General features: G+C 72.5%; 20 protein-coding genes and 1 pseudogene. 14 read left to right on the top strand and 7 right to left on the bottom strand.

From position 1 onward, the window contains the following. Positions 1–19 precede the first annotated feature (19 nt). Together tsaE and K2224_RS04355 are read left to right on the top strand one after the other, a co-directional pair. Complete coding sequence (gene tsaE / locus K2224_RS04360; protein WP_221905345.1) at positions 20–556, top strand: tRNA (adenosine(37)-N6)-threonylcarbamoyltransferase complex ATPase subunit type 1 TsaE; 537 nt, start codon at positions 20–22, stop codon at positions 554–556. Positions 557–734: 178 nt separating this feature from the next. Then, positions 735–1,049, top strand: a complete 315-nt coding sequence (locus tag K2224_RS04355; RefSeq protein WP_221905344.1) for a hypothetical protein — start codon at positions 735–737, stop codon at positions 1,047–1,049. A 48-nt stretch (positions 1,050–1,097) separates the two neighbouring features. On the opposite strand, the gene K2224_RS04350 is transcribed toward K2224_RS04355, so the two are convergent. Then, positions 1,098–1,676, bottom strand: a complete 579-nt coding sequence (locus K2224_RS04350) for a hypothetical protein (protein WP_221905343.1) — start codon at positions 1,674–1,676, stop codon at positions 1,098–1,100. A 135-nt stretch (positions 1,677–1,811) separates the two neighbouring features. Here K2224_RS04350 and tsaB point away from each other — a divergent pair, with 135 nt between their 5' ends. From tsaB to K2224_RS04330, 4 genes are all read left to right on the top strand, one after another. After that, on the top strand, positions 1,812–2,471 hold the full coding sequence (tsaB, locus tag K2224_RS04345; protein ID WP_221905342.1) for a tRNA (adenosine(37)-N6)-threonylcarbamoyltransferase complex dimerization subunit type 1 TsaB: 660 nt from the start codon (positions 1,812–1,814) through the stop codon (positions 2,469–2,471). A 47-nt stretch (positions 2,472–2,518) separates the two neighbouring features. Further along, positions 2,519–2,995: a ribosomal protein S18-alanine N-acetyltransferase gene (gene rimI / locus K2224_RS04340; protein ID WP_221909427.1), complete on the top strand. Its 477-nt coding sequence runs from the start codon at positions 2,519–2,521 to the stop codon at positions 2,993–2,995. A 2-nt stretch (positions 2,996–2,997) separates the two neighbouring features. Continuing rightward, positions 2,998–4,137: a tRNA (adenosine(37)-N6)-threonylcarbamoyltransferase complex transferase subunit TsaD gene (gene tsaD / locus K2224_RS04335; protein ID WP_221905341.1), complete on the top strand. Its 1,140-nt coding sequence runs from the start codon at positions 2,998–3,000 to the stop codon at positions 4,135–4,137. Between the two features lie 114 nt (positions 4,138–4,251). Next, entirely contained in the window at positions 4,252–4,623 is a 372-nt protein-coding gene (locus K2224_RS04330; protein ID WP_221905340.1) for a hypothetical protein, read from the top strand. Between the two features lie 7 nt (positions 4,624–4,630). Here K2224_RS04330 and K2224_RS04325 read toward each other — a convergent pair whose 3' ends face one another. Together K2224_RS04325 and K2224_RS04320 are read right to left on the bottom strand one after the other, a co-directional pair. Continuing rightward, a complete protein-coding gene (locus K2224_RS04325; protein WP_221905339.1) occupies positions 4,631–5,905 on the bottom strand; it encodes a class I SAM-dependent methyltransferase in 1,275 nt (424 codons plus the stop codon). A 51-nt stretch (positions 5,906–5,956) separates the two neighbouring features. Beyond that, positions 5,957–7,390 (bottom strand): FtsW/RodA/SpoVE family cell cycle protein, encoded by a 1,434-nt coding sequence (locus tag K2224_RS04320; protein ID WP_221909426.1) that lies wholly within the window; start codon positions 7,388–7,390, stop codon positions 5,957–5,959. Between the two features lie 475 nt (positions 7,391–7,865). On the opposite strand from K2224_RS04320, the gene groES reads away from it, so the two are divergent. Together groES and groL are read left to right on the top strand one after the other, a co-directional pair. Then, a complete protein-coding gene (gene groES, locus K2224_RS04315) occupies positions 7,866–8,174 on the top strand; it encodes a co-chaperone GroES (RefSeq protein WP_221905338.1) in 309 nt (102 codons plus the stop codon). Between the two features lie 134 nt (positions 8,175–8,308). Next, positions 8,309–9,934, top strand: coding sequence for a chaperonin GroEL (groL, locus tag K2224_RS04310; RefSeq protein WP_221905337.1), 1,626 nt, complete (start codon positions 8,309–8,311; stop codon positions 9,932–9,934). Positions 9,935–10,352: 418 nt separating this feature from the next. Here groL and K2224_RS04305 read toward each other — a convergent pair whose 3' ends face one another. Both K2224_RS04305 and K2224_RS04300 read right to left on the bottom strand, forming a co-directional pair. Next, on the bottom strand, positions 10,353–11,399 hold the full coding sequence (locus K2224_RS04305; protein ID WP_221905336.1) for a hydroxyacid dehydrogenase: 1,047 nt from the start codon (positions 11,397–11,399) through the stop codon (positions 10,353–10,355). 426 nt (positions 11,400–11,825) lie between these two features. After that, positions 11,826–12,227 (bottom strand): annotated as a pseudogene (locus K2224_RS04300) (hydroxyacid dehydrogenase); the annotation flags it as partial. A gap of 476 nt (positions 12,228–12,703) precedes the next feature. Here K2224_RS04300 and K2224_RS04295 point away from each other — a divergent pair. Then, positions 12,704–13,477, top strand: a complete 774-nt coding sequence (locus K2224_RS04295) for an SDR family oxidoreductase (protein ID WP_221905335.1) — start codon at positions 12,704–12,706, stop codon at positions 13,475–13,477. 187 nt (positions 13,478–13,664) lie between these two features. Here the strand turns inward: K2224_RS04295 and K2224_RS04290 are convergent, their stop codons facing one another. Then, a complete protein-coding gene (locus tag K2224_RS04290; RefSeq protein WP_221905334.1) occupies positions 13,665–14,336 on the bottom strand; it encodes an MOSC domain-containing protein in 672 nt (223 codons plus the stop codon). A gap of 78 nt (positions 14,337–14,414) precedes the next feature. On the opposite strand from K2224_RS04290, the gene K2224_RS04285 reads away from it, so the two are divergent. Next, entirely contained in the window at positions 14,415–15,326 is a 912-nt protein-coding gene (locus K2224_RS04285; protein ID WP_221905333.1) for a LysR family transcriptional regulator, read from the top strand. A gap of 160 nt (positions 15,327–15,486) precedes the next feature. On the opposite strand, the gene K2224_RS04280 is transcribed toward K2224_RS04285, so the two are convergent. Beyond that, entirely contained in the window at positions 15,487–15,819 is a 333-nt protein-coding gene (locus tag K2224_RS04280) for a WhiB family transcriptional regulator (protein WP_221905332.1), read from the bottom strand. A 382-nt stretch (positions 15,820–16,201) separates the two neighbouring features. Between K2224_RS04280 and K2224_RS04275 the strand changes: the two genes are divergently transcribed. The 4 genes from K2224_RS04275 to K2224_RS04260 all read left to right on the top strand — a co-directional run bounded on the left by K2224_RS04275 (position 16,202) and on the right by K2224_RS04260 (position 20,577). Beyond that, the gene (locus tag K2224_RS04275; RefSeq protein ID WP_003948568.1) at positions 16,202–16,813 is read left to right on the top strand and encodes a response regulator transcription factor; all 612 of its coding nucleotides are present in this window, start codon (positions 16,202–16,204) and stop codon (positions 16,811–16,813) included. Positions 16,814–17,092: 279 nt separating this feature from the next. After that, positions 17,093–17,668 carry a sigma-70 family RNA polymerase sigma factor gene (locus tag K2224_RS04270; protein WP_018538709.1) on the top strand — a complete coding sequence of 192 codons (576 nt, stop codon included), beginning with the start codon at positions 17,093–17,095 and terminating at the stop codon, positions 17,666–17,668. A 191-nt stretch (positions 17,669–17,859) separates the two neighbouring features. Further along, positions 17,860–19,362, top strand: coding sequence for an IMP dehydrogenase (gene guaB, locus K2224_RS04265; RefSeq protein ID WP_221905331.1), 1,503 nt, complete (start codon positions 17,860–17,862; stop codon positions 19,360–19,362). A 99-nt stretch (positions 19,363–19,461) separates the two neighbouring features. After that, positions 19,462–20,577: a GuaB3 family IMP dehydrogenase-related protein gene (locus K2224_RS04260; RefSeq protein ID WP_221905330.1), complete on the top strand. Its 1,116-nt coding sequence runs from the start codon at positions 19,462–19,464 to the stop codon at positions 20,575–20,577. Positions 20,578–20,642: the final 65 nt, after the last annotated feature.

The raw sequence follows: 20,642 nt of genomic DNA, 5'->3' as shown, positions 1-20,642 counted from the left end.
GCGCCGTACCATTTGCGGCATGAGCACCACTGGCGCGACTGCCCGCGTAACCGTCAAGTCCCCCGATCAGATGCAGGAGTTGGGTCGCCGGCTGGCGCCGCTGCTGCGCCCCGGCGACCTGGTGCTGCTCACCGGTGAGCTGGGCGCGGGCAAGACGACGCTCACCCGCGGCCTGGGCGAGGCCCTGGGCGTGCGCGGCGCCGTGACCTCGCCGACCTTCGTGATCGCCCGGGTGCACCCGTCGCTCACCGGCGGCCCGGCGCTGGTGCACGTCGACGCCTACCGCCTCGACGGCGGCCTGGACGAGATGGAGGACCTGGACCTCGACGTCTCGCTGCCGGAGTCGGTGGTGGTCGTCGAGTGGGGCGAGGGCAAGGTCGAGGAGCTGGCGGAGGACCGGCTGCACGTCGTCATCGGGCGGGCCGTGGGAGCAGACGCCCCCGGCGGACCGGACGGGCATCCCGAGGAGGACGCCGACGACGTCCGCGAGGTGACGGTCACCGGCATCGGCGCGCGCTGGGCGGACGCCGGGCTTCCGGAGCTGGAGATCTGCTGACGAACGGCGCATACCGGCCGCTGTCGGGCCATCCGGTGCGGTAGTTTCCGACAGGCCGTCGGCAAGATGTTGCATCCGTGGCCCCGGGCGTGGTCACATGGGGTGCGAGAGCCCTGGTTAGGTGTGCCTAAGTAGAGCCTAACCTCTGTCGCTTGCCCCAGGAGCCCGGGAGGCGTCCATGTCCCCCCACCAGCCCTCACCCCCGCCCGCACGGCGCGCGGGCGGCCCCGTCGCGGCGGCCGGGCGCGCCGAGGACGCGCGGAAGACCCCGCCGACGATGAACGAACTGCTCGCCGCCTGCGCCGCGGCCACCGCCGTCTCCACCCCGCCCGACGCCGCCGAGGACACCCGCGCGCAGAAACGGAACGGCGCGACGGAGCCCAAGGACGAGAACGGCGGGAACGGCACGGCGGAGAACACCGGGACGGCCGGGACGCACGACGGCCCCCGGCCCACAGGAAGCGCGTCCACACCGGGACGCGACGCCGCGTAACCCACAGGGACGAAGCGGCCCGGCACCGGCCGGGCCCGCGCGGCGGGCTCAGCGCACCACGACGACCTTCACCCCGCGCACCGCGAAGTCCCACAGCGCCGCGCCGTCCTCACGCGACTCCCGGATGCCACCGGTCTTCTTCGCGTGCGCACCACCCGGCGTCGGCGTGGAACCGTCGACCGCCGCACTGAAACCGACGACCACGCCGTCCACACTGGCGAACCGCACCACGTGCTCGACCGCCACCCCGTCCGAGCCGGTCACGCTCACCGACCGCGAGGTGACCGGGTACGCCCCCGGCAGCGGGCTCACCGCACTCGGCGCCACCGCGAACGTCCGCTGCGCGGCACCGTCCGCGCCGACCAGCCAGACCCGCTTCGCGCCCAGCGCGTAGACCACGCGCTTGCCGGAGCCCGACTGCGCCGGGACCGCGGCCGGGGCCGGCGGCTTGTCCTTCTTGTCGTGCCCGCCGCCGGCGGCGGGCTTCTCGCCGGCCGAGGGGGCGTCCCCCCGGACCGGGGCCAGCGGACCGGAGGCGGACGCGGACGCCTGGAAGCCGAGCACGCCGATCGCGACCAGGGCGGCCGCGGTGAGACCGGTGACGATCGTGCTGCTCTTAGCGGGCACCGCGGTGCCACCTTTCGGTACGCCCCCGCCCGCGGGCGGGGAGGCTGGCTGTGCTTGACGGGCCGGTCGGGGCCGGCCGGGGATCGACGGTAGCACCGGAACGGGCACCGCCGGCCGCGCCGTAGTCTTTAAGGCGTGCTGCTGCTAGCTCTTGACACCGCTACCCCCGCCGTCACCGTCGCGCTCCACGACGGCTCCCGCACCCTCGCCGCCGCCGGCGAGGTGGACGCGCGCCGGCACGGCGAACTCCTGCTGCCCGCCGTCGACCGGGTGCTGGCCGAGGCCGGGCACAAGCTCGCCGAGGTCACCGACATCGTCGTCGGCGTCGGCCCCGGCCCGTACACCGGGCTGCGGGTGGGGCTGGTGACGGCCACCACCTTCGGGGCGGCGCTGGACGTGCCCGTCCACGGCCTGTGCTCGCTGGACGGCATCGCCCACGCCGCCGGACTGACCGAACCCTTCGTCGTGGCCACCGACGCCCGCCGCAAGGAGGTCTACTGGGCCCGCTACGGGGACGGTCGGACGCGACTGACCGAGCCCGCCGTGGACCGCCCCGCCGACATCGCCGACGAGGTCGCCGGCGTCCCGGCCGTGGGCGCCGGCGCACTGCTCTACGACACCGTCTTCACCGGCGTCCGCCGGGACGGGCCCGCGCACCAGTCGGCCGCCGCACTGGCCGGCCTGGCCGCCGCGAAGCTGGCCGCCGGCGAGGAGCTGCTGCCGCCGCGGCCGCTGTACCTGCGCCGTCCCGACGCCCAGGTGCCGGCCAACTACAAGGTGGTCACCCCGAAGTGAACGGGCCCGACGCGACCGGCCCCTCCCCGCTCGCCGAGCTGCGGGAGATGCGCTGGTGGGACGTGGACCCGGTGCTGGAGCTGGAGCGCGCCCTCTTCCCCGAGGACGCCTGGTCGCCGGGGATGTTCTGGTCCGAACTCGCGCACGCCCGCGGCCCGCTGGCCACCCGCCGCTACCTCGTCGCCGAGGCCCCGGGGGGCCGGATCGTCGGCTACGGCGGGCTCGCCGCGATCGACGGCACCGGCGACGTCCAGACCATCGCCACCGCCCAAGACCACTGGGGCACCGGCCTCGGCGCCCGGCTGCTGACCGCCCTGCTCGCCGCCGCCACCGACTTCGAATGCCACGAGGTGCTGCTGGAGGTGCGGGTCGACAACGCCCGCGCCCAGCGCCTCTACGAACGCTTCGGCTTCGAGCCGATCGGCTTCCGCCGCGGCTACTACCAGCCCGGAAACGTCGACGCGCTGGTGATGCGCCGCCCCTCCCAGACCACCTCCGAAGCACCCTCCGTACAAGGAACGTGAACATGGCTGACTCCCGCGGCGGACCGCTCGTCCTCGGCATCGAGACCTCCTGCGACGAGACCGGCGTCGGCATCGTGCGCGGCCACACCCTCCTCGCCGACGCGGTCGCCTCCAGCGTCGACGAGCACGCCCGCTTCGGCGGGGTGGTGCCCGAGGTGGCCTCCCGCGCCCACCTGGAGGCGATGGTCCCCACCATCCAGCGCGCCCTGAAGGACGCCGGGGTCGCCGCCTCCGACCTGGACGGCATCGCGGTCACCGCCGGCCCCGGCCTGGCCGGCGCCCTGCTGGTGGGCGTCTCGGCCGCCAAGGCGTACGCCTACGCCCTCGGCAAGCCCCTCTACGGTGTCAACCACCTCGCCTCGCACATCTGCGTCGACCAGCTGGAGCACGGCCCGCTGCCGGAGCCGACCATGGCGCTGCTGGTCTCCGGAGGCCATTCCTCCCTCCTGCTGGCCCCGGACATCACCTCCGACGTCCGGCCGCTGGGCTCGACGATCGACGACGCGGCCGGCGAGGCGTTCGACAAGGTGGCGCGGGTGCTGCACCTCGGCTTCCCCGGCGGCCCGGTCATCGACCGGATGGCCCGCGAGGGCGACCCGGAGGCGATCCGCTTCCCGCGCGGCCTGACCGGCCCCCGCGACGCCGCCTACGACTTCTCCTTCTCCGGCCTGAAGACCGCGGTGGCCCGCTGGATCGAGGCGAAGCGGGCGGCCGGCGAGGACGTCCCGGTCGCGGACGTCTCGGCGTCCTTCCAGGAGGCGGTCGTCGACGTCCTGACCCGCAAGGCCGTCCGGGCCTGCAAGGACAACGGCGTGGACCACCTGATGATCGGCGGCGGGGTGGCCGCCAACTCCCGGCTGCGGGCGATGGCCGAGCGCCGCTGCGAGGACGCCGGCATCCGGCTGCGGGTGCCGCGCCCCAAGCTGTGCACCGACAACGGCGCGATGGTCGCGGCCCTCGGCGCCGAGATGGTGGCCCGCAACCGCCCGGCGTCCGCCTGGGACCTCTCCGCCGACTCCTCGCTGCCGGTCACCGAGCCCCACGTCCCGGCCGCCGACGCGCACCTCCACGGGTCCGGCCACGGCCATGCGCACGACCACGACCACTTCCACGAGCTGAGCAAGGACAACCTCTACTCGTAGGCGTTCCGGCTGCCGGGGGCGTCCCGCCGCCGGTCGCCCCCGTCCTATCCTTGTGCTCCGAGCAGCGCAGACGCTCCTGCTCGCGTACAGGGGCCAACGGGGGAGTCAGCCGCAGTGGACTGGATCTGGTACGTCTTCATGCTCACCGGCCCGGCCGTCTACGCCGGGTCCACGGTGAGCAAAACCGTCCGCAGAGGACTGAAGACGCGTCACAAGCGCAAGCTGGCGCTCATCGAGGCCCGCCGCGACGAGCGGCTGGCCCTGGAGGCCGCCGACCGGCCGCCCGCCCCGGTGTGCGGCTGCGAGCACCACCTCGCCAAACACGACAGGCAGGGCGGTTGCCACGAGACGGTGGAGACGGCCGTGGCCTGGGACGCGGACAAGAAACCCGTCCGCTACGAGGCCCGGCAGTGCGCCTGCCAGCAGTACGTGGGCCCGCAACCGCTCTCCCAGGTCTACGCCGACGAACTCACCGACCTGGCCTGAGCCACCGTCAGGAGCGTTCCCCCGCGGGGTGCCCCAGCAGCATCGTGGGCGCCCCCGCGACCCGGGTGAGGAAGACCGTGCAGGAGTGCGGCCCGGCGAGCCGGAGCTTCTTCCGCAGCTCCTCGGGCTCCACCGCGGACCCCCGCTTCTTGATCACCGCGACGCCCACCCCGCGCTCCCGCAGCAGCGCCCGCAGCTTCTTGACGTTGAACGGCAGCACGTCGGTGAGCGCGTAGGCGGTGGCATACGGCGTCGGCACCAGCCGATCCGCCGTCACATAGGCGATCGTCGGGTCGATCAGCCGCCCGCCGACCTGCTCCGCGACGTCGGCGACCAGATGCGCGCGGATCACCGCGCCGTCCGGCTCGTAGAGCCAGTCGCCCACCGGACCCGGCTCGGGGTCGGGAAGGCCGGCGCCGAGCAGGGAGTCGCCGGCCGGCAGCAGGGTGGCCCGGCGGGCGCCGCCCCGGCCGGTGCCGAACCACAGCACGGCCTCCTTCACATCCCCGGCGTCGGAGATCCACTCCGTCTCGGCGTCCTCGGGCAGCGCCTCGTGCGGCACCCCCGGCGCGATCTTCAACGCCGCGTACCGCGCCGAACGGGCCGCCCCGACCGCCCAGGACAGCGGCGGCGCATACGCCTCCGGATCGAAGATCCGCCCACCCGTCGCCCGGCCACCGCCCCTGCCCGAGGCTCCCCCAGACTCCGTCCGGGGGGACCCCCCTCGCGCCGCCCCTCTCGTCGGGACCCCCTTGCGCCGCGCCGGATCCACGAACACCGCGTCGTGGCCGGCGGTGTCCACCTCCGTGACGTCCGCGCACCGCACCTCGATCAGCTCCGCCAGACCCAGCGCCTCGGCGTTCGCCCGGGCCGCCGCGCAGGCCAGCGGATCGCGGTCCACGGCCAGCACCCGGATCCCGGCCCGGGCCAGCGCCAGCGCGTCGCCCCCGATCCCGCAGCACAGGTCGGCCAGGGTCCGCACGCCGAGCGCCGCGAGCCGGGCGGCGCGGTGGGCGGCGACCGTGGCACGGGTGGACTGCTCGACGCCGTTGGGGGTGAAGTACATCCGCGCGGCGTCCGCGCCGAACTTCGCGGCCGCCCGCTGCCGCAGCCGGGCCTGCCCGAGCGCCGCGGAGACCAGCGGCGCGGGATGGTCGCGGCGCAGCCGGGTGGCGGCCGCCAGCTCGTCCGCCGGATCGTGGTCCCGCAGGACGGCCAGCAGTTCCTGCCCCTCGGGGGCGAGCAGCGCGGAGAAGGTGTCGAGGTCGGTCACCCGCACCATTGTGGGCCAGCGGGCGGACCGGCCCGCGGACGGTCCCGCGGCCGGTCGCCGTCAGGCCTCGGACGACGGCCCGGAGACCCGCGGCACCCGCTGCGTCGCGTCCGCGTCCGGCCGCGGCGGGGCCGGCCGGACCGGCTCCCGCCGCTGCTGGGCGCTGTCGCTGATCCGCAGCAGCACCGCCACCATCACCCAGTTCGCGACCATCGACGAGCCGCCCTTCGCGAGGAACGGCAGCGCCTTGCCGGTGAGCGGGATCAGGCCGGTGACGCCGCCGGTGACGACGAAGACCTGGAGCAGCAGCGCCCCGGAGAGCCCGACCGCCACCAGTTTGCCGAACGGGTCGCGGGCGGTCAGCCCCACCCGCAGCCCGCGCTGCCCCAGCAGCGCGTACACCACCAGGATGGCCATCACCCCGGCCAGTCCCAGCTCCTCGCCGACGGTGGTGAGGATGAAGTCGCTGTTGCCGGCGAAGCCGATCAGCTCGGGGTGGCCCTGGCCGAGCCCGGAGCCGCCTATCCCGCCGCTGCCGAAGCTGAACAGCGCCTGCGCCGCCTGGTCGGAGATCAGGCCCGGCGGCCGCTGGTTCGGCGGCAGGAAGATGTCCATCGGGTGCAGCCAGGCCATCACCCGGCCCTTGACGTGCGGCTCGATGGAGCCGACGACGCCGGCGCCGACCACCGCCATGAGCAGACCGCAGACCACCCAACTGGTCCGCTCGGTCGCCATGTAGAGCATGATCACGAAGACGCCGAAGAAGATCAGCGAGGTGCCCAGGTCGCGCTCGAAGACCAGCACCAGCAGGCTGATCACCCAGATCGTGAAGATCGGCCCGAGCTGCCGGCCCGGCGGCAGCTGCATGCCCATCACCCGGCGCCCGGACAGCGCCAGCGCATCGCGGTTGACCGTGAGATAGCCCGCGAAGAACACCACGATCATGATCTTCACGAACTCGCCGGGCTGCAGCGACAGCGGCCCGAGCAGGATCCAGCGCTTGGCGCCGAACTGGTCCGCGGGGGAGAACGCCGGCGCCATCAGCATCACCAGCGCGACCGCCATCGTCAGGTAGATGTACCGCTGTAGCAGCCGGTGGTTGCGCAGCACCATCAGGATCACGATGCAGACCGCGACCCCGATGACCGTCCACACCAGCTGCCCGGTCGCCGCCTGGGCCTGTTGGAGCCGGGGCTTCGCCGCGTAGGTGATGTCCAGCCGGTGCAGCAGCACCAGCCCGATCCCGGTGAGCAGCGTCGCCAACGGCAGGATCAGCGGATCGGCACGCGGTGCGAACCGCCGGACGACCAGGTGCGGCACCAGCGCGATGAAGAAGACGCTCAGTGCGAAGCCGGCCAGCCCGCCCGGGAGCCGCCCGTTCATCGACAGCTCGGTGTAGGCGTAGCCGAAGACGGTGATGAGCACGACGAAGCCGAGCAGCCATGCCTCGGTGCGCCGGCGGTTCGGGGCATGGGCCAGCGCGGTGAACGTCATGGTGCGCTCGGCATCGCTCTCCGGCCCCCCGGAGCCCAGGGGGGCGCTGGTCAGTCCACGCACGGTTCCTCCGCCATAGATGGTCAGGGCCGCGGGGCGGCCGGGTCGTGGCCCGGTGGTCAGCGGTCCCTGGGGGGAGACGGGGGTGGCCGCGGGCGCGGTTGCCGCCGGGCGGGAGGATGTGTCGGAATCCACGCCCGGCCACCGGCAGCAGACACGGTACGCGTCTCCGGCGCGTCAGGGCCTGCCGCCGGCGTCCCGCCCGCCCTCCGGGCGAACACCGGCCGCCCCGGACGACAGGCCCTAGCACTCCGCTTGACCGAGTGCTAACCGCGTCATAGTCTCAGCGTTGGCACTCTCCGTTGGGGAGTGCCAACACAGCGACGGGCAGGTCCGGCACCCGCGACGACGGATCCACCTGGTCGCCACCTCAGACAGTTAACCCCGTGAGATCTCCGAAGGGGGAGGTCGGATCGTGACGACCGCCAGCTCCAAGGTTGCCATCAAGCCGCTCGAGGACCGCATCGTGGTCCAGCCGCTCGACGCCGAGCAGACCACGGCCTCGGGCCTGGTCATCCCGGACACCGCGAAGGAGAAGCCCCAGGAGGGCGTCGTCCTGGCGACCGGTCCGGGCCGCTTCGAGGACGGCAAGCGCGTCGAGCTCGACGTCCAGGTCGGCGACGTCGTGCTCTACAGCAAGTACGGCGGCACCGAGGTGAAGTACAGCGGCGAGGAGTACCTCGTCCTCTCGGCTCGCGACGTGCTCGCGATCGTCGAGAAGTAAGTCACCCGGATTTGCCCTGATCTGCGCCCCTGGTTCCCGCGTTCTCACCGACCGGGGCAGGGGCGCAGTTCGTTTGAGCGAAAGCGGTCACGGCGGCGAGGCCGACGATCGCAACGAGAGGACTTGAAGCACCCATGGCGAAGATCCTGAAGTTCGACGAGGACGCCCGTCGCGCCCTTGAGCGCGGCGTCAACAAGCTGGCCGACACCGTCAAGGTCACCATCGGCCCCAAGGGCCGCAACGTGGTCATCGACAAGAAGTTCGGCGCCCCGACCATCACCAACGACGGTGTCACCATCGCCCGCGAGGTCGAGGTCGAGGACCCGTACGAGAACCTCGGCGCCCAGCTCGTCAAGGAGGTGGCGACCAAGACCAACGACATCGCGGGTGACGGCACCACCACCGCCACCGTGCTGGCCCAGGCGCTGGTCCGCGAGGGCCTGCGCAACGTCGCCGCGGGTGCTTCCCCGGCCGCCCTGAAGAAGGGCATCGACGCCGCCGTCAAGGCCGTCTCCGACGACCTGCTGGCGACCGCCCGTCCGATCGACGACAAGGCCGACATCGCCGCCGTCGCCGCGCTGTCCGCCCAGGACCCGCAGGTCGGCGAGCTCATCGCCGAGGCGATGGACAAGGTCGGCAAGGACGGTGTGATCACCGTCGAGGAGTCCAACACCTTCGGCCTGGAGCTGGACTTCACCGAGGGCATGGCCTTCGACAAGGGCTACCTCTCGCCCTACATGGTCACCGACCAGGAGCGCATGGAGGCCGTCCTCGACGACCCCTACATCCTGATCCACCAGGGCAAGATCTCCTCGATCCAGGACCTCCTGCCGCTGCTCGAGAAGATCATCCAGGCCAACGCCTCCAAGCCGCTGCTGATCATCGCCGAGGACGTCGAGGGCGAGGCCCTCTCCACCCTCGTCGTCAACAAGATCCGCGGCACCTTCAACGCGGTGGCCGTCAAGGCCCCCGGCTTCGGCGACCGCCGCAAGGCGATGCTCGGCGACATGGCCACCCTCACCGGCGGCACCGTCGTCGCCGAGGAGGTCGGCCTCAAGCTCGACCAGGTCGGCCTGGACGTGCTGGGCACCGCCCGCCGCGTGACCGTCACCAAGGACGACACCACCATCGTCGACGGCGGCGGCAACTCCGGGGACGTCCAGGGCCGCGTCGCCCAGATCAAGTCCGAGATCGAGACCACCGACTCCGACTGGGACCGCGAGAAGCTCCAGGAGCGCCTGGCCAAGCTCGCCGGCGGCGTCTGCGTGATCCGCGTCGGCGCGGCCACCGAGGTCGAGCTCAAGGAGAAGAAGCACCGCCTGGAGGACGCCATCTCCGCGACCCGCGCCGCGGTCGAGGAGGGCATCGTCTCCGGTGGTGGCTCCGCGCTGGTCCACGCCGTCAAGGTCCTGGACGGCAACCTCGGCAAGGACGGCGACGAGGCCACCGGTGTCGCCGTGGTCCGCCGCGCCGCCGTCGAGCCGCTGCGCTGGATCGCCGAGAACGCCGGCCTGGAGGGCTACGTGATCACCGCCAAGGTGGCCGAGCTCGACAAGGGCAACGGCTTCAACGCCGCCACCGGCGAGTACGGCGACCTGGTCAAGGCCGGCGTCATCGACCCGGTCAAGGTCACCCGCTCCGCCCTGGAGAACGCCGCCTCCATCGCCTCCCTCCTGCTCACGACCGAGACCCTGGTCGTCGAGAAGAAGGAAGAGGAGGAGCCCGCCGCGGCCGGCCACGGTCACGGCCACGCGCACTGACCCGCGCTTCCCGCCGGCCGCACCCCGCGCCGGCACCCGACGAGGCCCGGCCCGCTCCCCAGCGGCCCGGGCCTCGCCCGTTTCCTGAATCCCCGCCCGCCCACCGTTTCCGACGGCCCGCTTTCCGCCCCCCCCGCCGGCCGCCGTTCTCCTGGTTCTTCTGGTTCTTCCTGTCGGCGGGCCCGCGCCCAGGCGTCCCGCCCGGCACGGACGTCCCGTCAAGCGCAGGCGTCCTGCCGTCAAGCGCAGGCATCCTGCCCGTCGCAGCCGTCGCACCCAGCACAGACGTCCAGTCAGGCTCAGGAATACTGTCAGGCTCAGACACCCCGTCAGATACAGGTGTCCCGCCAAGCACAGGTGTCCCGCCAAGCACAGGTGACCTGCCAAGCGCAGACGTTCCCCAAGCGCAGACGTTCCCTCAGGCCGAGTGCCCCAGCCCCTCCCGCCGCACCGGATCCGCGAACGGCAGCCCGCGCGCGTACCGCTCCAGCTCGTCGAGCGCATGGTCGGCCATCCGGTGCAGCTCGGTCCCCAGCGACCCGGCGACATGCGGGGTGAGCAGCACGTTCGGCAGGTCGTACAGCGGCGAGTCCGCGGCCGGGAGCGCGGGCTCGGTGACGTCGAGCACCGCGGCGAGTCGCCCGCCGCGCAACTCGGCGACCAGCGCCGCCTCGTCCACCAGCGAGCCGCGGGAGGTGTTGACCAGCGTCGCCCCGTCCGGCATCAGTGCCAGCTCGCGCCGGCCGATCAGATGCCGGGTGGCCGGCACCTCCGGCGCGTGCACGCTCACGACGTCGCTCCCCGCGCACAGCTCCGCCAGCGGAACCCGCTCCACGCCCAGCCGCCCCGCCTCCTCCTCGTCCACATACGGGTCGTACAGCAACACCCGCAGCGCGAACGGGCGCAGCAGCTCGACGACCCGGCGGCCGATCCGGGAGGCGCCGACGATGCCGACGGTGCGGCCGTGGTTGCCGGCGCCGTCCAGCTCGCGCAGCCAGTCGTGCGGCGCGCGCAGGGCGCGGTAGCGGTGGGCGGCGTGCAGCACGCGCTTGTTGGCGAAGAGGATCGCGGCCAGGGTGTACTCCGCGACCGGCAGCGCGTTGGCCCCGGCGGCCGAGCTGACCGCGATGCCCCGCTCCCAGCAGGCGGCGGTGACATGCTGTTTGACGGACCCGGCCGCGTGCACGACGGCCCGCAGCCGCGGGGCCGCGGCCAGCACCTCCGCCGTCAGCGTCGGCGCGCCCCAGCAGGTGAACAGCACCTCAGCCTCGGCGAGCGCGGCGGCCACCCCGGGTCCCGGTGCGTCCCAGCGGTGGGCGACGACCTGCGGGTCCGTGCGGGCCAGCCGCTCCAGCCGGTCCCGCTGCGGCTGCCCGAGCAACCGCTCGGCGATCCCCGGGCCCATGGCCAGGAGCACCGCCGGGCGTGACCGCGCGGGGCGCGGCGGCGCCGCCGGTGGGTGCATCTCTCGACCCCCTCCTCCCGGCTGTACGGCCCGTATCTCGTCCCGTTCCGCCGGTTCCTCCCCCTGCTCCTTCCCCGGTCCCCCTGGTTCCTCTCGTGCTTGTTCCCGTTCCCGTTCCCCAGCGCTCCCAGTTGCGCCCGCCGTGCCTCTGTCCGTTCCTTTCATGCTCCCCACATGTTTCCCGCATGCTGCATGTCGCTCGCCTTCGCATGCTTCTGCTTCGGGTGGCTCGCATGCCTTGCGCCGCTCGTGTGCCCGCTGCCTGTGCGCCGCCGCCTCCTCTTGTTCCGGCAACGAATCACGGTGCGTGAGGAGTTCCCCAATCCGTTACTGAGTGTAGTTGGGTGTGTGCGTTGGCGGATGGCGCTGTGGACGGTCGAGCGGGCCCGGTGGGGGAAGGGGCCGGGGCGGGCGGAAGGGCCAACCCACCGCTCGCGGGGTGTACTCCGCGACCGGCAGCGCGTTGGCCCCGGCGGCCGAGCTGACCGCGATGCCCCGCTCCCAGCAGGCGGCGGTGACATGCTGTTTGACGGACCCGGCCGCGTGCACGACGGCCCGCAGCCGCGGGGCCGCGGCCAGCACCTCCGCCGTCAGCGTCGGCGCGCCCCAGCAGGTGAACAGCACCTCAGCCTCGGCGAGCGCGGCGGCCACCCCGGGTCCCGGTGCGTCCCAGCGGTGGGCGACGACCTGCGGGTCCGTGCGGGCCAGCCGCTCCAGCCGGTCCCGCTGCGGCTGCCCGAGCAACCGCTCGGCGATCCCCGGGCCCATGGCCAGGAGCACCGCCGGGCGTGACCGCGCGGGGCGCGGCGGCGCCGCCGGTGGGTGCATCTCTCGACCCCCTCCTCCCGGCTGTACGGCCCGTATCTCGTCCCGTTCCGCCGGTTCCTCCCCCTGCTCCTTCCCCGGTCCCCCTGGTTCCTCTCGTGCTTGTTCCCGTTCCCGTTCCCCAGCGCTCCCAGTTGCGCCCGCCGTGCCTCTGTCCGTTCCTTTCATGCTCCCCACATGTTTCCCGCATGCTGCATGTCGCTCGCCTTCGCATGCTTCTGCTTCGGGTGGCTCGCATGCCTTGCGCCGCTCGTGTGCCCGCTGCCTGTGCGCCGCCGCCTCCTCTTGTTCCGGCAACGAATCACGGTGCGTGAGGAGTTCCCCAATCCGTTACTGAGTGTAGTTGGGTGTGTGCGTTGGCGGATGGCGCTGTGGACGGTCGAGCGGGCCCGGTGGGGGAAGGGGCCGGGGCGGGCGGAAGGGCCAACCCACCGCCACCACAACGCGGCAAGTCCCAGGCCCCCCGCTACGGTTCCGGTATGACGACTGCACTGATCACAGGAGCAACCGCCGGCATCGGCGCCGCGTTCGCCCGTCGACTCGCGGGCAACGGCCACAGCGTGGTGCTGGTGGCCCGCGACGAGAAGCGTCTTCGGGCGCAGGCCACCGAACTGCACGACCGCCACGGGATCGAGGCGGAGGTGCTGAGTGCCGACCTGGCGACCGACGAGGGGATCGCCGCTGTCGAGGCGCGCCTGACGGACGCCAGGCACCCGGTGGACCTGCTGGTCAACAATGCCGGCTTCGGCAACAAGGGCGAGTACCTCGAGGTTCCGATGGCCGACGAGCTGGCGATGCTCAAGGTGCACTGCGAGGCGGTGTTGCGGCTGACCACGGCCGGGGTGCGCGGGATGCGCGAGCGCCGGCGCGGTGCGGTGGTCAACGTGGCGTCGGTCGCGGCGTTCGTCCCGCGCGGCACCTACGGCGCGAGCAAGGCGTGGGTCGTGCAGTTCACCCAGGGTGCCGCCCGCGACCTGGCGGGTAGTGGGGTGCGGCTGATGGCGCTGTGCCCCGGCTTCGTACGGACCGAGTTCCACCAGCGCGCCGGTATGGGCACCGACAACATCCCCGGCTGGATGTGGCTGGACGCGGACAACCTCGTGGACGCGGCGATGAAGGACCTGGCCCGCGGCAAGTCGCTGTCCATTCCGGACCCGCGCTACAAGGCCCTTATGGGCGCTGTGAAGTTGGCGCCGCGCGGGATGCTCGGCGGTCTCACCTCGCGCACGGGCCGGAAGTACGGCCCCAGGTAGCGTCTCCTGCGGTCGACGTGGTGTCCATGTGTCCATGGACACTGCGGCCGACCGCGGACGGCGGTCGGCCGCGGTCCGCTGAGGTCGGTTGTCGATTGCGGTCCGCTGCGATCAACTGGGGCTCAGGGGCGGCAAGTTGGGGTCGGAGTCCGGTGGCGCCCGCTACCGTCCCGCCCCCTCCGCCCCGTCAGCCCGCCGCCCGCTCCGTGTACTTCGCCACCATCGTGCGGGCCTCCTGGTGCAGCGCGTCGCCCGCCTCCAGCAGTCGTGGCAGCAGTTCGCGGCGGGTGGTCAGGGCGCGGAACATCAGCCCGACCGTGATGTCGTGGTCGGGCCGGTGCTCGACCCGTACGGTGTCGCCGGCCCGGATCTCGCCGGCCTCCAGTACGCGCAGATACGCGCCGGGCGCCCCCGCCGCGGTGAACCGCTTGATCCAGCCGCGCTCGTCCAGCCAGCCCTGGAACGTTCGGCAGGGGATCCGCGGCGAGGTGACCTCCAGCAGTACCTCCGGGCCGATCCGCCAGCGCTCGCCGACCCGGGCGTCGGTGACGTCCAGGCCGGCGGTGGTGAGGTTCTCGCCGAAGACGCCGTTGGCCAGTTCGCGGTCCAGCTCCTGCTGCCAGGCGTCGAGGTCCTCGCGCGCGTAGGCGTAGACGGCCTGGTCGTCGCCGCCGTGGTGGCGCAGGTCGACCACGGCGTCGCCCGCGAGGCCGCTGCCGGCGGTGCCCTTGGGGCCGGGGGCGGCCACCGTGACGGGGCCGTCCACGGGCCGCTTGTCGATGCCCGTTCCGCGCTCCGCGGAGGTGTGGGCGGAGGGGGTGGCCCGCCCGATGTTCACGGTCAGCAGCTTTGCGTCCATGAGCGCACGCTAGGACATAGATCAAAAGTCGGCGCACCATTTTTCACGATCTATCCAAGAATCGCTTATGCTCAGAGGGTGATCGAAGCTCGTCATCTCCGCGTGCTGCGCGCCGTCGCCCGGACCGGTTCCTTCTCCGCCGCGGCGCGGGAGCTGGGCTGCACCCAGCCCGCGGTCAGCCAGCAGATGAAGGCCCTGGAGCTGTCCGCCGGCACCCCGCTGCTGGTGCGCGCCGGCCGCGAGATGCGGCTGACGCAGGCCGGCGAGGCGCTGGTCCGGCACGCGGCCGGCATCCTGGCCGGGCTCACCGCCGCCGAGGACGAGGTCGCGGCCATCGCGGGGCTGCGCGCGGGGCGGGTGCGGCTGGTGTCGTTCCCGTCGGGCAGCTCGACGCTGGTGCCGACGGCGCTGGCCAGGATGCGGGCCGCCCACCCCGGCGTCCGGGTGTCGCTGGACGAGGCCGAGCCGCCGCGCTCCATCGACCTGCTGCGCAACGGCGAGTGCGAGATCGCGCTGGCCTTCCGTTATCCGGAGGTGCGCGGCGCGGACCCGTCGGCCGGGGCGGAGTGGGAGGACCTGGTGGTCCGGCCGGTGCTGGCGGACCGGCTGGTCGGCCTGGTGCCGGAGGGGCACCGGCTGGCGCGGGCCGGCACCGCGTGCTTCGCGGACCTGGCCGACGAGCCGTGGATCGCGGGCTGCCCGCGGTGCCGCACCCATCTCGTCGAGGTCTGCGAACGCGCCGGCTTCACTCCGCGGATCGACTTCGCGACCGACGACTATCCGGCGGTGATCGGTCTGGTCGGCGCGGGCATGGGGGTCGCGGCGCTGCCCCAGCTGACCCTGGAGTCGGTACGGCCCAAGGGCGCGGCGACGGTGCGGATGGAGCCCGCCGTGCACCGCGAGATCGTCGCGCTCACCCTGCCGGATCTGGCGCATGTGCCGGCGGTCGGCGCGATGCTCGACCAGCTCGCGGACGCCGCGGGTCGCTGACCCTGACCGCCCGCCGGCCCGGAGGGGCGGGCGCCGCGGCGGGGTACGGGCCGCGGGCGTGTGGGTCGTTTCGAGAGGGGCGGTTGGTTGCGCGCGTGTGGGCAGCCGCGCCCGCCCGAATTGCAGGAACGTTTCTGCGGACGGTGACCGGGGCGGTCGGTCAGGCGCCCGGCATGGCCGCGTGCCCGGGCAGGGAACTCGCCGGGACCATCCGGTGGCGGGCCCGTCCCATGAGTTCCTCGCGCTCGTCCTCGGTGAGGCCGCCCCATACGCCGTAGGGCTCGCGGACGGCCAGCGCGTGCGCCGCGCACTGGGCCCGCACCGGGCAGCGCATGCAGACCTCCTTCGCCGATGCCTCCCGCGCACTGCGGGCCGCCCCCCGCTCGCCCTCGGGGTGGAAGAAGAGCGAGCTGTCCACGCCGCGGCAGGCGGCGAGCAACTGCCAGTCCCAGAGGTCTGCGTTCGGGCCCGGGAGGCGGGAGAAATCTGCCATTGCTTGTCCCCTCGGAAGCGATGCGTTTCCGGCTCGGTCCTCACGACGTTACATCTACTGTCTAAGTAGATGTAAATATGACTCATTGCGAATCTAGCCGCAGTCCACGCGAAAATGGAAGAAACAGAGCCAAATAGGGCATAGGGTGCACGCGCGGATGCCGGCTGCTCAGCGAGACGTTTGCGTATCCGGCTCCTCACGGAGCGTGCTGAACTCGGTCGCCGAAGCCGTAACTCTTTCGAGTGACCGTCGTTGAGTGTGCGGAGGCGGTTGGCAGAGGTAGCCCTCGGGCAGGTGTCCGAGGCGTTCGTCAATCGCCCAGGTGACGATACGTACCAGCCTGGAGGCTCAAGGTGACGCGCATCAGCTGCGGAGGGCGGTCATGACTTCCGTCCTCGTCTGCGACGACTCCCCGCTTGCCCGAGAGGCGCTCCGACGGGCGGTAGCAACCGTGCCCGGCGTCGAGCGCGTGACCACCGCGGCCAATGGCGAGGAGGTCCTCCGCCGCTGGGGGGCCGACCGCTCGGACCTGATTCTGATGGACGTACGGATGCCCGGCCTCGGCGGTGTCGAGACCGTGCGCCGGCTGCTGTCCGCCGACCCCGGTGCCCGGATCATCATGCTGACGGTGGCCGAGGACCTGGACGGGGTGGCGCTGGCGGTGGCCGCCGGCGCCCGCGGTTATCTGCACAAGGACGCCTCGCGCGCCGAGCTGCGCGCGACGGTGACCCAGGCCCTGGCCGACCCGACGTGGCGGCTCGCCCCGCGCCGGCTGCGGTCCGCCGAGATGGGTGCCGCGCCGACCCTCACCGCCCGGGAGATCCAGGTGCTGGAGGGCATGAGTCACGGCCGCTCCAACGCCGAGATCGGACGTGAGCTGTTTCTCTCCGAGGACACGGTCAAGACGCACGCGCGCCGGCTGTTCAAGAAACTCGGCGCCTCCGACCGGGCGCACGCGGTGGCGCTCGGCTTCCGTTGGGGGCTGGTCCGCTGAACCGTCGTGACGTGCAGCGATGCGGGGGAATGAAGATCCCCGCCCGCCCTGTGGCGGGCGGGGCGGCATGAGGCCCCGCACGCCGCCCGGTGCCACGGCGACCCGATTCGCCGCGCGGTGCCGCATGCTTGAGGCATGGAGTTCCTCGGGGACGGGTCGGTCGGGCACGAGGGGAGGGCGCAGGAGATGACAGCCGGCGCACCTGCCGCGCACAACGCTTCAGCGCACAAGCGTGGACCTGATGCCGCGGATCGTTCGGCGTCAAGGCACCATGGACCGATGCGCGATGACGGGAAGCAGGAGATCGGCGCTCTCGTCGCACGCGCCGTCGAGGGCGACCGGCAGGCGACCCACGACCTGCTGGCGCACGTCCACCCGCTGGCCCTGCGCTACTGCCGCACCCGGCTCTCCCGGCTGCCCGGCGATGCCCGGCACTTCGTCGAGGACCTCGCGCAGGAGGTCTGTGTGGCGGTGCTGTGTGCGCTGCCCCGTTACCGCGACACCGGAAAGCCCTTCGAGGCGTTCGTGTTCGCCATCGCCGGTCACAAGGTCGCCGATCTCCAGCGGGCCGCGATGCGGCATCCGGGCAGTACGGCGGTGCCGTCGGACGAGATGCCCGAGCAGCCGGACGACTCGCTGGGGCCCGAGGAGCGGGCGCTGCTGAGCAGCGACGCCGAGTGGGCCAAGAAGCTGCTGGCCAATCTGCCGGAGAACCAGCGGGAGCTGGTCCTGCTGCGGGTGGCGGTGGGGCTGACGGCCGAGGAGACCGGGCAGATGCTGGGGATGTCGCCGGGTGCGGTGCGGGTCGCCCAGCACCGGGCCCTGAGCAGGCTGCGGGCGCTCGCCGAGCAGTAGGTCGCGGAGCGCGCGGAGTTCCGATGCGCCGCCGGTGTCGCCGTCCCGCCCGTCCCGAAGGTGTGTCCGCGGCGGGAAGTCGCCGTAGGAACGTACGAGTGATGAGGCCCTCATTGCTCGTGGATTGGGACACTCTACGAGGCCGTTAGCATGGGAGTCCGCGCTGAGGCAAGAGCATTGGGGAAGGTGTCATGAGTGACAACGTCGAGGGTATGCCCGCCAAATTCGCCATGCTCGGGCTGACGTACGACGACGTGCTGCTGCTGCCCGGCGCGTCCGAGGTGCTGCCCAACGCCGTGAACACCGCGTCCCGCGTCTCGCGGAATGTCCGGGTGAACATCCCGCTCCTCTCGGCCGCGATGGACAAGGTCACCGAGGCGCGGATGGCGATCGCCATGGCGCGTCAGGGCGGCGCGGGTGTGCTGCACCGCAACCTGTCGATCGAGGACCAGGCCAACCAGGTCGACCTGGTGAAGCGCTCCGAGTCCGGGATGGTCACCGACCCGATCACGGTCCGGCCGGACGCGCCGCTGACGGAGGCGGACGCGCTGTGCGCGAAGTTCCGGATCAGCGGGGTGCCGGTCACGGACGGCGCGGGCAAGCTGCTGGGCATCGTGACCAACCGCGACATGGCCTTCGAGATGGACCGCAGCCGTCAGGTGCGCGAGGTCATGACGCCGATGCCGCTGGTCACCGGCAAGGTCGGCATCTCCGGCGAGGACGCCATCGAGCTGCTGCGCCGCCACAAGATCGAGAAGCTGCCGCTGGTCGACGACGCGGGTGTGCTCAAGGGTCTGATCACGGTCAAGGACTTCGTCAAGGCGGAGAAGTACCCGAACGCCGCGAAGGACGCCGAGGGCCGGCTGATCGTCGGTGCCGCGGTGGGCGTCGGCGACGCCGCGTACGACCGGGCGCAGGCGTTGGTCGAGGCGGGCGCGGACTTCCTGGTCATCGACAGTGCGCACGGTCACAGCCGCGGCATCCTCGACATGATCGCCAAGGTCAAGTCCAACATCAGCGTCGATGTCGTCGGCGGCAACGTCGCCACCCGGGACGGCGCCCAGGCGCTGATCGACGCCGGTGTGGACGGTGTGAAGGTCGGCGTGGGCCCGGGCTCGATCTGCACCACGCGGGTGGTCGCCGGCATCGGCGTCCCGCAGGTCACCGCGATCTACGAGGCCGCGCAGGCGTGCCACGCGGCGGACGTGCCGCTGATCGGCGACGGTGGTCTGCAGTACTCCGGCGACATCGCCAAGGCGATCGCGGCCGGTGCGGACACCGTGATGCTGGGTTCGCTGCTGGCGGGTTGCGAGGAGTCGCCGGGCGAGATGGTCTTCGTCAACGGCAAGCAGTTCAAGTCGTACCGCGGCATGGGTTCGCTGGGTGCGATGCAGTCGCGCGGCCAGGCCCGGTCGTTCTCGAAGGACCGCTACTTCCAGGACAACGTCCTCTCCGAGGACAAGCTGGTGCCGGAGGGCATCGAGGGCCAGGTGCCCTACCGCGGCCCGCTGTCCTCGGTCGCGCACCAGCTCGTCGGCGGTCTGCGTGCCTCCATGGGCTACGTCGGCTCCGCCGACATCCCCGAGCTCAAGGAGAAGGGCCGGTTCGTGCGGATCACCGCGGCGGGCCTGAAGGAGAGCCACCCGCACGACGTCCAGATGGTCACCGAGGCGCCCAACTACGCGCGGAGCTGACGGCCTCGCCGAGGTCCGCTTCGCCGAGTGGCGGCCGGATGCGCCCCCAGTCTTCCCCGTCGGGGATACTGGGGGCGTATCCGTAGGAAGGCAGAACCAGTGACTGAGATCGAGATCGGGCGCGGCAAGCGCGGCCGCCGGGCATACGCGTTCGACGACATCGCCGTGGTACCCAGTCGGCGCACTCGCGACCCGAAGGAGGTCTCGATCGCCTGGCAGATCGATGCCTACCGCTTCGAGCTGCCGTTCCTGGCGGCCCCGATGGACTCGGTGGTCTCGCCGCGGACCGCGATCCGCATCGGCGAGCTGGGCGGCCTCGGGGTGCTGAACCTCGAAGGGCTGTGGACCCGCTACGAGGACCCGGAGCCGCTGCTGGCGGAGATCGCGGAGCTGGACGGCGCCGCGGCCACCAAGCGCCTCCAGGAGATCTACGCGGCGCCGATCAAGGAGGAGCTGATCGGGCAGCGGATCAAGGAGGTGCGGGACGCCGGTGTGGTCACCGCCGCCGCGCTCTCCCCGCAGCGCACCGCGCAGTTCTCCAAGGCGGTCGTGGACGCCGGCGTGGACATCTTCGTGATCCGCGGGACGACGGTGTCGGCGGAGCACGTCTCGTCCGCCGCCGAGCCGCTGAACCTCAAGCAGTTCATCTACGAGCTGGACGTGCCGGTGATCGTCGGCGGCTGCGCCACGTACACCGCGGCGCTGCACCTGATGCGGACGGGCGCGGCGGGTGTGCTCGTCGGGTTCGGTGGCGGTGCCGCCCACACGACGCGGAACGTCCTGGGCATCCAGGTGCCGATGGCGACCGCGGTGGCCGATGTGGCCGCCGCCCGCCGGGACTACATGGACGAGTCCGGTGGCCGGTATGTGCACGTCATCGCGGACGGCGGGGTCGGGTACTCCGGCGACCTGCCGAAGGCGGTGGCCTGCGGTGCGGACGCGGTGATGATGGGCTCGCCGCTGGCGCGGGCGACGGACGCGCCGGGCCGTGGTCACCACTGGGGCATGGAGGCGGTGCACGAGGACGTGCCGCGCGGCAAGCGGGTGGACCTCGGGGCGGTCGGCACGACGGAGGAGATCCTGTGCGGTCCGTCGACGACGCCGGACGGGACGATGAACTTCTTCGGGGCGCTGCGGCGGGCCATGGCCACGACGGGGTACTCGGAGTTGAAGGAGTTCCAGCGGGTCGAGGTGACGGTCGCTCCGCGGCGGTAAGTCGGCGGCGCCGGCTGTGGCCCTCCCACGTCGTCGGCTTTCCCGCCGTGTGTTGAATTCGCCTT

The sequence above is a fragment of the Streptomyces sp. BHT-5-2 genome, assembly GCF_019774615.1.
In the GTDB taxonomy this organism is placed as follows: domain Bacteria; phylum Actinomycetota; class Actinomycetes; order Streptomycetales; family Streptomycetaceae; genus Streptomyces.
This window is presented reverse-complemented; position numbering and strand designations above follow the sequence as displayed.

Bases quoted from the DNA above. Each gene is read 5' to 3' on its own strand.
- tsaE (WP_221905345.1), top strand. From the start codon at position 20: ATGAGCACCACTGGCGCGACTGCCCGCGTAACCGTCAAGTCCCCCGAT.
- K2224_RS04355 (WP_221905344.1), top strand. From the start codon at position 735: ATGTCCCCCCACCAGCCCTCACCCCCGCCCGCACGGCGCGCGGGCGGC.
- rimI (WP_221909427.1), top strand. From the start codon at position 2,519: ATGCGCTGGTGGGACGTGGACCCGGTGCTGGAGCTGGAGCGCGCCCTC.
- tsaD (WP_221905341.1), top strand. From the start codon at position 2,998: ATGGCTGACTCCCGCGGCGGACCGCTCGTCCTCGGCATCGAGACCTCC.
- K2224_RS04325 (WP_221905339.1), bottom strand. From the start codon at position 5,905: ATGGTGCGGGTGACCGACCTCGACACCTTCTCCGCGCTGCTCGCCCCC.
- K2224_RS04320 (WP_221909426.1), bottom strand. From the start codon at position 7,390: ATGACGTTCACCGCGCTGGCCCATGCCCCGAACCGCCGGCGCACCGAG.
- groL (WP_221905337.1), top strand. From the start codon at position 8,309: ATGGCGAAGATCCTGAAGTTCGACGAGGACGCCCGTCGCGCCCTTGAG.
- K2224_RS04305 (WP_221905336.1), bottom strand. From the start codon at position 11,399: ATGCACCCACCGGCGGCGCCGCCGCGCCCCGCGCGGTCACGCCCGGCG.
- K2224_RS04295 (WP_221905335.1), top strand. From the start codon at position 12,704: ATGACGACTGCACTGATCACAGGAGCAACCGCCGGCATCGGCGCCGCG.
- K2224_RS04290 (WP_221905334.1), bottom strand. From the start codon at position 14,336: ATGGACGCAAAGCTGCTGACCGTGAACATCGGGCGGGCCACCCCCTCC.
- K2224_RS04280 (WP_221905332.1), bottom strand. From the start codon at position 15,819: ATGGCAGATTTCTCCCGCCTCCCGGGCCCGAACGCAGACCTCTGGGAC.
- K2224_RS04275 (WP_003948568.1), top strand. From the start codon at position 16,202: ATGACTTCCGTCCTCGTCTGCGACGACTCCCCGCTTGCCCGAGAGGCG.
- K2224_RS04270 (WP_018538709.1), top strand. From the start codon at position 17,093: ATGCGCGATGACGGGAAGCAGGAGATCGGCGCTCTCGTCGCACGCGCC.
- guaB (WP_221905331.1), top strand. From the start codon at position 17,860: ATGAGTGACAACGTCGAGGGTATGCCCGCCAAATTCGCCATGCTCGGG.